The 12,387-nt window shown below is 47.1% G+C and carries 8 protein-coding genes; 5 read left to right on the plus strand and 3 right to left on the minus strand.

What is annotated here, in order from left to right; translation table 11 throughout:
* Nucleotides 1-197: 197 nt before the first annotated feature.
* Complete coding sequence (gene uvrC, locus EL216_RS09285; protein ID WP_085391091.1) at nucleotides 198-2,033, minus strand: excinuclease ABC subunit UvrC; 1,836 nt, start codon at nucleotides 2,031-2,033, stop codon at nucleotides 198-200.
* Nucleotides 2,034-2,204: 171 nt separating this feature from the next.
* Nucleotides 2,205-2,648 carry a DUF4124 domain-containing protein gene (locus EL216_RS09290; protein ID WP_085391090.1) on the minus strand — a complete coding sequence of 148 codons (444 nt, stop codon included), beginning with the start codon at nucleotides 2,646-2,648 and terminating at the stop codon, nucleotides 2,205-2,207.
* A 250-nt stretch (nucleotides 2,649-2,898) separates the two neighbouring features.
* Here EL216_RS09290 and guaB point away from each other — a divergent pair, with 250 nt between their 5' ends.
* The 5 genes from guaB to truA all read left to right on the plus strand — a co-directional run bounded on the left by guaB (nucleotide 2,899) and on the right by truA (nucleotide 10,744).
* On the plus strand, nucleotides 2,899-4,362 hold the full coding sequence (guaB, locus tag EL216_RS09295) for an IMP dehydrogenase (protein ID WP_085391089.1): 1,464 nt from the start codon (nucleotides 2,899-2,901) through the stop codon (nucleotides 4,360-4,362).
* A gap of 423 nt (nucleotides 4,363-4,785) precedes the next feature.
* Complete coding sequence (gene eno, locus EL216_RS09300; RefSeq protein WP_085391088.1) at nucleotides 4,786-6,072, plus strand: phosphopyruvate hydratase; 1,287 nt, start codon at nucleotides 4,786-4,788, stop codon at nucleotides 6,070-6,072.
* Nucleotides 6,073-6,089: 17 nt separating this feature from the next.
* The gene (gene ftsB / locus EL216_RS09305; protein ID WP_085391087.1) at nucleotides 6,090-6,365 is read left to right on the plus strand and encodes a cell division protein FtsB; all 276 of its coding nucleotides are present in this window, start codon (nucleotides 6,090-6,092) and stop codon (nucleotides 6,363-6,365) included.
* A 667-nt stretch (nucleotides 6,366-7,032) separates the two neighbouring features.
* A complete protein-coding gene (locus tag EL216_RS09310; RefSeq protein WP_085391086.1) occupies nucleotides 7,033-9,486 on the plus strand; it encodes a FimV/HubP family polar landmark protein in 2,454 nt (817 codons plus the stop codon).
* A gap of 439 nt (nucleotides 9,487-9,925) precedes the next feature.
* Complete coding sequence (gene truA, locus EL216_RS09315; RefSeq protein WP_085391095.1) at nucleotides 9,926-10,744, plus strand: tRNA pseudouridine(38-40) synthase TruA; 819 nt, start codon at nucleotides 9,926-9,928, stop codon at nucleotides 10,742-10,744.
* A 79-nt stretch (nucleotides 10,745-10,823) separates the two neighbouring features.
* Here the strand turns inward: truA and EL216_RS09320 are convergent, their stop codons facing one another.
* Nucleotides 10,824-12,242: a sodium:proton antiporter gene (locus EL216_RS09320; RefSeq protein ID WP_085391085.1), complete on the minus strand. Its 1,419-nt coding sequence runs from the start codon at nucleotides 12,240-12,242 to the stop codon at nucleotides 10,824-10,826.
* Between the last annotated feature and the right edge of the window lie 145 nt (nucleotides 12,243-12,387).

Genomic DNA, 12,387 nt, shown 5'->3' on the forward strand with positions numbered 1-12,387 from the left:
ATCGGCGGGTTTGCGCCTGTATGAATGCTACTTTTCATGCGGAAATGGTGTCCAATGTCGGCAAAATGGGTATAGGCACTCCGATTTTAATGCGGCAAAGTTGTCTGAACAGACCAATATTAACCACGACTATGTTACTAAAACGAAGCTGCTCTGTGTTTCGAGGCCGTCTGAATGTTTCAGACAGCCTGTTTGCTTTAATGAAGATGTTCGTAAATTTTTTCGGCCAAGGCTTTACTAATGCCTTCTACTTGAGCCAGGTCTTCTATGCTGGCGGCTGCTACGCCGCGCAAGCCGCCGAAGCGGGTGAGCAGGGCTTGGCGGCGTTTGGCACCTACGCCGGGAATTTCGCTGAGTGATGAGCTTACCCGGGCTTTGTCGCGTTTTTTTCTGTGGCCGGTAATGGCGAAACGGTGGGATTCGTCGCGCACGGTTTGCAGTAGGTGTAAGGCGGAGCTGTTGGGCGGCAGACGGAAGGTTTCGCCTGTGAACGGCAAAATCAGTTCTTCCAAGCCGGCTTTGCGTTCGGGGCCTTTGGCGATGCCGATGATGGGGATGTGCAGGCCGAGTTCTTCCCACACGGTTACGGCCATGCCGACCTGCCCTTTGCCGCCGTCGATTAAGACGGCATCGGGCCATTTGACGGTTTCGCCGTTGGCTTCGGCTTCGACCATTTTGCCGTAACGGCGGGTAAGCACTTCGCGCATGGCGGCGTAGTCGTCGCCGGCTTTGGCGGTGGTGATGTTGTAGCGGCGGTACTGGCTCGGTTGGATATTATGCTCGTCGTACACAACGCAGGAGGCGATGGTGGCTTCGCCCTGCGTGTGACTGATATCAAAGCATTCGAGGCGTTGGAGGCCGTCTGAATCTATGTTTAACACGCGTGCCAGTTCTTCGATGCGGTGTTGCTGGTTGCTGTGCTGTAAGCGGTGTTGGGCAATGGCGAGTTTGGCGTTTTTCTCTGCCATGTTTAGCCAGATTTTGCGTTCGCCTATGGTTTTGGTAACGAATTGGATTTGTTTGCCGTGTTCTTGGTTTAAGGCCGTCTGAAGCACTTCGGGCAAAGTGAAGTTGCTGATGATGATGTCGGGCTTGCTTTTGCCTAAATAATGTTGGGCAACAAAGGCTTCGGCGTAATCCTGCCCGTTGGGTTCGGGATCATTGCGCACGTCGGGAAAGAAACTTTTGTCGCCGACATGCCGCCCGCCGCGGATGCTGACCCAATGAATACACACGCTGCCTTGTTCCACCACCAACGCCAGCAGGTCAATATCGTTAGGATTGTTGGGATTTTTGCTGTCGATAAACTGCTGGCTTTGCACTAATCCGAGCGCTTGAATTTGGTCGCGGTAACAGGCGGCTTCTTCAAATTGCAGTGCGGCGGCGGCCTGATTCATTTTGTGGTGCAGGGTTTGGGTAAGTTCGCCGGTTTTGCCGTTGAGAAAGGTAACAGCTTCGCGTACGCTGGCTTGGTAGTCTTCGTAAGTGATATGGCCGACGCACGGGCCGGAACAGCGTTTGATTTGATACAGCAGGCAGGCACGGTCGCGGTGTTCGAACACGCTGTCTTCACAAGTGCGCAGGCGGAATACTTTTTGCAGAATCTGAATGCTGTCGCGCACGGCGTAACCGTTTGGATAAGGGCCGAAATATTGGTTGGGTTTTTTGAGTGTGCCGCGGTAATAGGCCATCTGCGGGAATTCGTGCCCGCTCAACATCAGATAAGGATAGCTTTTGTCGTCACGGAAAAGGATATTGTATTTCGGCGATAAGGCTTTGATTAAATTGTTTTCCAGAATCAGCGCTTCGGCTTCGGAGCGGGTAACGGTGGTTTCGACCGAATGCACTTGTTTTACCATCAAGGTGATGCGCGGAGAATGGTCGCTTTTCTGAAAATAGCTCGACACCCGCCGTTTCAGGTTGACTGCCTTGCCGACGTACAAAACCTGTCCGCTTTTGTCGAGCATGCGGTAAACGCCTGGCAGATTCGGCAGGTTTTTCAAAAAAACGGTTAAGTCGAACGGAGTGGACACAGCAAGCGGCGGATTTGTATTTCAGACGGCTTGAATTATACGGGAAATTAATGAAGCCGTTTGTTTTGACGGTAGGAATACCGATATTCAACGGCATAGATTACCGCTCGGGTAGGGTAAGTAACGAGGCCGTCTGAAATCGTTTTCAGACGGCCTTTATATCGAAGTAGATTAGTTACAATATTTTGAAACGTCTGCATCGTAGCGCTTCATCAGTTCATCACGGTTGGCACTGCGTGCTGTTTCGGCAAACTGGCGGTTCAGGCGGGCTGTTTTGCAGTTGTCTTCTTTGAATTGGCGGTTTTGCTCTTCAACCTTTTTATTCTGTTCTTCAACTCTTCTGTTTTCTTCGGCAATTTGGTCGTTAAGCTGTTTTTGCTTGTCTGCTAAAGAATCACCATCTGTTGAAGCAGATTGGGTGGAAACGGAGGGGGTAACGGTATGGGTGCGCACGTTGACAGTGCCTGCGCGGGAAGGTTGAAGGTTTTGCGGTACGTCGGAATAGCTTGTGCTGCCGTTTTTGCCTTTCCAAGTGTATACCTCTGCTGCAGAAAGGGTGCCGGCTGCGAAAAGGCTGCCGAGTAAAACAAATTGTGCCAAACGGGTAATGTGCATGGTCTTATTCTTTCTGTTTTGTTTTCAGACGGCCTATATTGTACTGTTTTGTAAAACTGTTGTCATGAATTGTAATCACATTTGTAATAAACCGTTGATTGTTTCGGCATCCTTACAACGAAATGCCGTTTTTCCACATCGCGATTTTTTAAAGTCGGGAGGGTAATAAAATGGCGGCGGGCTGCTATTAAGCAGTCCGCAAATTTGATACAATGCCGTGCATCTTGCACAAACTGAAAGCCCGAGCATCATGCGTATCGTAGAGAAAGCCTATACTTTTGACGATGTTTTACTGGTTCCCGCACATTCCCAAGTGCTGCCGCGAGACGTCAAACTCCAAACCTCCCTCACCCGCAACATCACCATCAATCTTCCCCTTCTTTCTGCTGCCATGGATACAGTTACCGAAGCCAAGCTGGCCATTTCTATGGCTCAGGAAGGCGGCATCGGCATTATCCATAAAAATATGACTGTAGAACGCCAAGCCGCCGCCGTGGCCAAAGTCAAACGCCACGAAAGCGGCATTGTTAAAGATCCGGTAACCATTCCGCCCGAAATGCCGATTCGCGATTTGGTGGAAATGCTGTCGCGCCGCAAGCGCAAAATGTCGGGCCTGCCGGTGGTGGAAAACGGCAAAGTGGTCGGCTTGGTTACCAACCGCGACCTGCGTTTTGAAAAACGTCTCGACCAACCGGTTTCGGCCATCATGACCCCGCGCGAGCGTTTGGTTACCGTGCCGGAAGGCACCAGCATCGAAGATGCGCGCGATGTGATGCACGACCATAAAGTCGAGCGCGTATTGGTTGTGAACGAAGCGTGGGAGCTGAAAGGTCTGATTACGGTTAAAGACATTCTGAAAACCACCGAATTTCCCAATGCCAACAAAGATTCAGACGGCCGCCTGCGCGTAGGTGCGGCGGTTGGCGTGGGTGCGGACACCGACGAGCGCGTGAAAGCATTGGTTGAAGCAGGCGTAGATGTGTTGGTGGTGGATACCGCCCACGGTCACAGCCAAGGCGTGCTCGACCGCGTGCGTTGGGTCAAACAGCATTTTCCGGAAGTTCAAGTTATCGGCGGCAACATTGCCACGGCACAGGCTGCACGCGATCTGGTGGCGGCCGGTGCGGACGCGGTAAAAGTCGGTATCGGCCCGGGTTCGATTTGCACCACCCGCATTGTGGCCGGCGTGGGCGTGCCGCAATTAACGGCAATCCATAATGTATCCGAAGCCCTGAAAGGCACGGGCGTACCTCTGATTGCAGACGGCGGCATCCGCTTCTCGGGCGATATTGCCAAAGCATTGGCAGCGGGCGCGAGCACCGTGATGCTCGGCGGCATGTTTGCCGGCACCGAAGAAGCACCGGGCGAAATCGAACTGTATCAAGGCCGTTCTTATAAATCTTACCGCGGTATGGGTTCGCTGGGTGCCATGAGCCAAGGTTCAAGCGACCGCTATTTCCAAGACAAACAAGACAGCGCCGATAAATATGTGCCCGAAGGCATTGAAGGCCGCGTGCCCTATAAAGGCCCGATTGTGCAGATTATCCACCAGCTGATGGGCGGCTTGCGCTCGAGCATGGGTTATTTGGGCTGCGCCAGCATCGCCGAAATGCACGAGAAAGCCGAGTTTGTGGAAATCACTTCGGCCGGCATGAGCGAGTCGCACGTTCACGACGTGCAAATCACCAAAGAAGCACCGAACTACCACCGCTGATATGGTACACAGGCCGTCTGAAAATATGTTCGCTTTCAGACGGCCTCAACATGTTATACAAAACAGCTCAGCCGAAATTACATGCCGTTACATCAAAACCGCTTTTAGGTTCATTGACTTCCGACAAGTTTTATATGATTTAACGGCAAAATACTCGTTTCAGACGGCCTGAAACGCTATAATCGGCAACTGTAATATTATTTCACGACAGCCTTCGGCCAACCCGAAACCTTTACAAATACAAAACCCTCAAATGCAGTTCAAAGCGTAGCAGCCAGCGGGTGCAGACATATCATCACAGATAGTCAAACAAGCGGGCGGCACACAACACAGAAATGTAATGCAGACGGAGGTTTTACAAAGGTCTAAGGCCGTCTGAAACCACCCTATTTCATTTTTATTGTTCAAAATCAGGAGATTTTCATGAGCACAATCGTTGATATTTTTGCCCGCGAAATTCTGGATTCCCGCGGTAATCCCACCGTTGAGTGCGACGTATTGCTGGAGTCGGGCGTAATGGGGCGTGCCGCCGTACCCTCCGGCGCATCCACCGGCCAAAAAGAAGCGTTGGAACTGCGCGACGGCGACAAAACCCGTTATTTGGGCAAAGGTGTGCTGCAAGCCGTAGAACATGTCAACAACGAAATCGCTCAAGCCCTGATTGGCTTGGACGCATCCGAGCAAAGCTACATCGACCAAGTGATGATTGAACTGGACGGCACCGAAAACAAAGGCCGTTTGGGTGCCAACGCCACTTTGGCCGTATCCATGGCCGTTGCCCGCGCCGCCGCCGAAGATGCCGGCCTGCCGCTCTACCGCTACTTGGGCGGTGCCGGCCCGATGGCCATGCCCGTACCGATGATGAACGTGATCAACGGCGGCGCCCATGCCAACAACAGCTTGGATATTCAAGAATTTATGATCATGCCCGTAGGCGCAAAAAGCTTCCGCGAAGCCCTGCGCTGCGGTGCCGAAATTTTCCACGCCCTGAAAAAACTGTGCGACGACAAAGACTTCCCCACCACCGTAGGTGACGAAGGCGGGTTCGCGCCCAACTTAAACAGCCACGAAGAAGCCCTGCAACTGATGCAGGAAGCCGTAAAAGCCGCCGGCTACACCCCCGGCGAAGACGTATTGTTTGCCTTAGACTGCGCTTCGAGCGAATTCTACAAAGACGGCAAATACCACCTGAGCGCAGAAGGCTTGGCCTTGAGCAGCGAAGAGTTTGCCGACTACTTGGCCAAACTGGTCGATACCTACCCCATCGTTTCCATCGAAGACGGCATGGACGAAAACGACTGGACAGGCTGGAAGTACCTAACCGAAAAACTAGGCAAAAAAGTACAATTGGTCGGCGACGACTTATTCGTTACCAACCCAAAAATTTTGGCCGACGGCATCGAACAAGGCATCGCCAACGCCCTCTTGGTAAAAGTCAACCAAATCGGCACCCTGAGCGAAACCCTCAAAGCCGTCGAGCTGGCCAAACGCAACCGCTACACCAGCGTAATGAGCCACCGCTCGGGCGAAACCGAAGACAGCACCATCGCTGATTTGGCCGTTGCCACCAACTGCATGCAGATCAAAACCGGTTCGTTAAGCCGTTCCGACCGCATGGCCAAATACAACCAGCTGCTGCGTATCGAAGAAGAATTGGCCGAAGCCGCCTACTATCCCGGCAAAGCCGCCTTCTACCAACTGGGCAAATAATTAAAGGTATCTATATTATGAAGTGGGTTACCCTGGTTTTAATCGCCGCACTGACATGGTTCCAATACAGCCTTTGGCTTTCCAAAGGCGGCTGGCGCGACATGTGGCGCCTGCAAGACCAAGTTGCCGCGCAGGAAGAAAAAAATCAGGCACTGACTTTGCGTAACAATGCCCTTACGGCAGAAGTAAACGATTTGGCGGAAGGCCAAGATGCCATTGCCGAAATCGCACGGGTGGATTTAGGTTATATCCAGGATGGAGAAACCTACTACCGCTTGGTGGATCATCGTTAATATATGTAGAACAGTTAGGTTTGTAAATTAATCCTCTAAATCATCCTTTAGGATATTTGGAGGATTTTTTTATCAATATGGTTACTTTCGCAAATCAAGTTATCAACTATTAAAAAGTAGATATGTAATTAACTTCGGGAAAAGTGCGATATGGTAATTTTGCAAATGGAATAATCTTAATTATGCGATTATACTATGATTAAAATTGAAATAAGTAATCAACTAATAATCATGGTTAATAAGATTTTTTTCTGAATTAGGATATTAAGGCATAATTATACGGCTGTAGCATCTTATTTTTGTGCAATGGGAATAATGAAATTAATTACTTAGCTATTAATTTGGAGAGCGATGTGAATAGTAAGTAACTTGAATAGCTATTTTAAATGTCATTTGGGAATATTGAAATAAAAACATTAGCAATCTTGCATGCGGTAGTAGCCAGCTATGATGGGATTGTTTTATAAAGGTTTCAGACTGTCTTGAAAAAGAGCCGATTGTCAGATTTTTCCCGAAAAAAAACGTAGAGTGGTTATAAAGTTGCATTTTCTGGTTTAATATTTACATAAATTAGCAAATTTGCTTGGCAGAGTAGGCGGTTAGAATATATCATGTTGTCTATATAGTGTAAGGCAGCCAAACTGCGAATTTGAACAGGGGATAAAATTTGAAAAATAATCATAGAATCAAACTGATTGCTGCGTCAGTGGCTTTGATAACGTCATTTTCTGCTGTTGCAGGGTTAGGCGGTTTGAATGTGCAATCGAATCTTGGCGAACCGTTTGTCGGTACGGTAACGGTAACAGGAGAAGAGGCCAGGATTTTATTGAACGGGGGAGCAGCTTCCCTCTCAGATGGTAGCTTACGTACCAGTGTTAGAAAATCTGGCGACAATGCCATCATCAACATCCGTTCTAATAGCCCTGTACAAGATCCGGTATTGGTATTTCAAATCAATGTCGGTACTCAGTCGCGTCAATATACAGCTATTATAGATCCCCCTGATTATTCTCTGGAAAATACACAGCGTATTTCTGTTGTTGAAGAACAGCAAAATGTCCGTGATCGTATTTTTTCGACAGTGCCTGATACAGAAAAATCTGAGCTTATTTCTGAAACAGGAAGATTCAAAACGAAAAAATTTCAGGAGCAAAAACAATCTAAGCAAACACAACAAAAAACTGATTCTGTTGATAAAACCAATACCGATAAGGGATTGGAAGCTGTAGCGTCAAATGAAAAAACAGTAGCAGATAGCAGATCTGAACCCCAATTGAAAGGCGAATATACAGTTCGCAGGGGCGAAACTCTTACTGCTATTGCCAGTAGAATTCGTCCGAGCGGTTTAACGGTAAGTCAAACAGTTCAAGCATTGGTCTTAGCTAACCCTGAATCATTTAAAAATCGAAATGCAAACCAGATTGTTGCAGGTGCTATTCTCAATATTCCTTCTGCGGCAGAATTAAGGCGGTTTGCAAAAGAGGGGGCTCAAGTTGCTATACAAGAGCCTGCAGCTACTCCTGGTGCAGCCTCTGCTCCTACATCCCAGGCCCCTGTTGAAAAGCCATCTATTTCTACGCCTACTGCATCTGCTCCGGCGGGAACCGGATTGGTTGAAATTCCAGTTTCGGCCTCAGAAGTTAAAGAAACAGAAGCTGCTAAGGTTGCACCTGTGCCAGCCTCAGAAGTAGAAGTTCCGGTAGCATCTGATTTGCCGGCATCTGTTGTTGAAGCTCCGAAGGCGGATACAGAAAGTGAAACAGAGTCCGGTGGTTGGTGGCGTTGGTTACTATTTGGCGGTTTGGGTTTAATTGCTTTATTGCTGTTATTGAAAAAAGCCGGCAAGAGAAAAGCTGTTGATGAAGAATATAGTGATGACATTCAGGAAGATGAGCGGTTATTTGATGAACAGCCATCAGATATATCGCAGATTCGTACACACCAGTCCGTAGTATATCCGAGTCATACTGAGCCTTTGGGTCGTGAAAAAGCAGCTGCAAGTTTGGCAGCGGCCCGAGCAGGGTTGATGCCCAAGAAAGGTAGCGCAGGGACTGATGAATTAAGCGTAGAAGATGATTTCGACGATGAAATTTTCTTTACTGAAGCAAAAGATGTACCCGTTGAAGAGACTGAAGAGAATATCAATTTAGATTTAGGTTCAATTGATCGCCAACAAGGGGGAATTGTATCCGGTGCGTTGACTCAAGATGAAGAAACCGAGCAACGTAAATATGCTGACTGGGACAAAATTGAGTCCACAGAAAGTGTATATGAACCTGAACCTGAAAATACATATCAGCATGTTGCTGTGGAACTGCAGGCTGTTAAAGAAGAAGTTCCGGAGCAGGTAGATAACATAATTGATATTGAAGTAGATTCTTTTGAGAACGAAGGAACTGTTGAGAAAATACAGCAGGAAGAAATTGGGCATATTGAGCTGGATGTCCATCCTCAAGAAGTACAGGCCAGAGTTGATCAATTACAGGTTGAAACGGTTGAAGTAAACGATGTATCGGAAGAAAAGCATGTAATTTCTTCTGCAGTTGAATCACAGGATATTCGAGTAGATGAACAGGAAGAAGTACAATCTCTTTCTAACTTGGAGCCGTTAGAATTTACTGCCAGTACCAAAGGGGATGAGGTATCAACAGTAAAAGATAAACTTCATGTTCCTACAGAAGCTGAACGTGCGGAAGAGTTTCCAGTAGCTGCAGATGCTGAAGAATCTCCAACAGATCAACAGACGACAGTAGGTGATTCTGTAGTAACATCAAGCGATTCTGAATGGTTTGATGTTAAGATGCAAGACGATGGTATTGCATTCCAAGACAGTGAGAATTTTGCTAATGCTGAAGTGATTGCGAATGCAGATGATAGCGAAACCATTGAATGGGAAAGCAGTATCAGCGTAACTGATGAAGATACTCGCGCCGGAAGTGGATTTATTTCTGAATCCGTAGGTATGACAGCTCCCTTGGAAGCTAAATACGAATTAGCGCAAATGTATATGGAAATTGGTGATCCTGAAGCAGCTAGAGAAACCTTGTTGGAGCTATTGGAAGAATCGAGTGGTGATATTCTTGCAAGAGCAAAAACGATGTTGGAAGAACTGGATAACTAACTTTTGATAAAAATGCCGTCTGATAAAGACGGCATTTTTTATGCGGATAAATCAAATAATTATATAAGAGGATGGAATAATACCTATCTACATGGAAAAGAAACCGAATGATGCCGTAAAATTATTTGATTAATCTTTAATATCCTTGTTTTGTATGTTTTGGCTTTATTTTGAAAAAACGTAATTAAAGCTATTTTCAGATATGGAAACAGAGCCAAAAAACCGTGCAACTGTAAAAAGTAATTTGAGATGTGTTGTATCAGTGAAGATAACTGGTACGGTGTAATTTAAGGATTTGTGAAATTGTTTTTTCTTTAGATGGCAGCTGAGAGTACTGTAAAATAATTTCTAGTCTTGGTTATTAAAATGGTTTTTTTAAAAAAACGATTCATATTTTTTAAGGTGTTTATTGAAAATATATTTTTTCATGAATCTAAAAATGTCTGAAATTGAAAAAGAAAATGAAAACCTTGCCCAGCGCTGGGTCTTAATACTGTCCTATGATGGCGGCCGTTTTTACGGTTGGCAAAAACAGGCGGGAAATATTCCTACTGTGCAATCGGCCTTAGAAGATGCGTTAAGCAGGATTGCTGGTGAACAGATTCATGTTGTTGTTGCCGGACGAACCGATACAGGAGTACATGCAACGGCACAGGTGGTACATTTTGATACTACGGCAGACCGCTCGGAGCAGGCATGGATAAGAGGGGTAAACGCTCATCTGCCTGAGGGGGTTGCCGTATGGAAAGCACAACGGGTAAATAGCCGTTTTCATGCCCGTTTTGATGCTTTTGGCCGACGTTACCGTTATGTGTTGCAGTCATCATCCGTACGCTCTCCTTTATTGGTAGGACGGGTTGGGTGGATACATACCCCGTTAGACATGGAGGCTATGCAAAAAGCTGTTGCTTTTTTAGTAGGAACACATGATTTTTCTAGCTTTCGTGCTTCCGAATGCCAAGCAAAGTCTCCTGTTAAAACGATGTATAGCGTAGCATTAAGCGGTAAGCCTGAATTGATGGCTTTGGATTTGCATGGCAACGCATTTTTGCACCATATGGTACGTAATATTATGGGGGCGTTGGTATATGTTGGAAACGGGCGTTTGAGTGTGCAAGGATTTGCAGATTTAATTGAGGAACGAAGCCGTTTGAAAGCTCCTCCGACGTTTATGCCTGACGGATTATATTTGACAGGAGTGGATTACCCTCCTGAATGGGGCGTTGAAACGCCACCATCGCCGGTATGGTTATGGTAGTAGGGGGAAAAAGCGATACTTAATAAAAGAAGGCCGTCTGAAACGAAACATTTCAGACGGCCTTCTTTTATCTGGGAGCTTATAAGAGCTGCCAAACAAAGAAAATAAAGGTATGTATGATAAATAATGGAACAAGGATACCGAAGGACCAAGCCATATATCCGAAGAAGCTCGGCATTTTCACTTTGCGTTGTTCTGCAATTGCTTTCACCATAAAGTTTGGTGCGTTACCGATATAGCTCAGCGCCCCCATAAATACAGAACCCATTGAGATGGCAAGCAGGGTATGGAATAGTGGGCCCGCCATCAATGCCTGGGCATCACCGCCAGCCATATTGAAGAATACAAGATAAGTCGGTGCATTATCTAAGAAAGCAGATAAAATACCTGTCATCCAGAAATACATAGTGTTGACAGGATTGCCTGAATCATCATGTACCAAAGCGATTAGCGGGCTAAATGCACCTGCTTCTCCGGCTTTTAAAATAGCCAGCACCGGAGCAATGGTGATGAAAATGCCGAGAAACAATTTGCCGACTTCTAAAATCGGATCCCAGTTGAATTCATTACCGGAGCGAACCTGTTTGGGGGTGATAACCAGTGAAATGACGGCTAAAGCAAGTAAGATTAAATCACGTACCAAGTTTTGCAGTAGGTAGTGGCTGCCGAAAATTTCGAAGCCCGGATGGTCGGGTTTCCATAGACCGGACATCAATACCGAGCTTACTACGCCGGCCAGCAGCAGGAAATTCCATTTGCCGAAAATTTGCAGTTTGCTGTCGGGGGTAGGATCCGGTGCTTCTATCTCATCTTCAAGCGAAAAGAAATGGCGGTCGAGAAAATAGAATATGGTGAGCAGGATGGCAGAACTTAGTAAGACCGGTACAAGCATATGTTGTACCGTCCACATAAAGTCGACCCCTTTTAAGAAACCCAAGAAAAGCGGAGGATCGCCGAGCGGTGTTAAGCCGCCACCGATGTTGGCAACCAGGAAAATAAAGAAAACAACCACATGCACGCGGTGTTTGCGGTTGTCGTTGGCTTTCAGCAGCGGGCGGATAAGCAGCATTGCAGCACCGGTTGTGCCCATAATAGATGCCAAAACCGTGCCGATGGCCAGAATGGTTGTATTCAAGCGCGCACTGCCATGCAGATTACCCCATACCAAGATGCCGCCTGAAATCGTATAGAGAGCCAATAATAACAGGATGAACGGTATGTATTCTTCAACCAAAGCATGTGCCACGGTTTGTATGCCGGCATTCAAACCGAAAACGGCAACGAAAGGAATTAAGAAAACGATAGTCCAAAAAGCCGTGATTTTGCCGAAATGGTGGTGCCAAAAGCGCGGCATGAACAATGGTCCGGTAGCGATGGATAACAAAATGAGAAGAAAGGGAATACCCCAAAGCACGCTCAAACTGGCACCGTCAAAATCGGCAGCTTGAGCTGCCAACGGCATCAGTAGCAAGGGTAGAAGGGCGGATTGAAAACGCATCAGCTTTCCTTTTTTATTTTGATAACACATTCAGGCCGTCTGAAAACAGATACGGCTGAATTTCGGTATGCAGTAAGTCTGTTTGAAACGCTTGCAGCACTTTTTTCGGCAAGATGCATGAGCAATTTTCTTGCCGTGTGCATAA

This window comes from Neisseria animaloris (assembly GCF_900637855.1).
In the GTDB taxonomy this organism is placed as follows: domain Bacteria; phylum Pseudomonadota; class Gammaproteobacteria; order Burkholderiales; family Neisseriaceae; genus Neisseria; species Neisseria animaloris.

Bases quoted from the DNA above. Each gene is read 5' to 3' on its own strand.
- EL216_RS09290 (WP_085391090.1), bottom strand. From the start codon at position 2,648: ATGCACATTACCCGTTTGGCACAATTTGTTTTACTCGGCAGCCTTTTC.
- guaB (WP_085391089.1), top strand. From the start codon at position 2,899: ATGCGTATCGTAGAGAAAGCCTATACTTTTGACGATGTTTTACTGGTT.
- eno (WP_085391088.1), top strand. From the start codon at position 4,786: ATGAGCACAATCGTTGATATTTTTGCCCGCGAAATTCTGGATTCCCGC.
- ftsB (WP_085391087.1), top strand. From the start codon at position 6,090: ATGAAGTGGGTTACCCTGGTTTTAATCGCCGCACTGACATGGTTCCAA.
- truA (WP_085391095.1), top strand. From the start codon at position 9,926: ATGTCTGAAATTGAAAAAGAAAATGAAAACCTTGCCCAGCGCTGGGTC.
- EL216_RS09320 (WP_085391085.1), bottom strand. From the start codon at position 12,242: ATGCGTTTTCAATCCGCCCTTCTACCCTTGCTACTGATGCCGTTGGCA.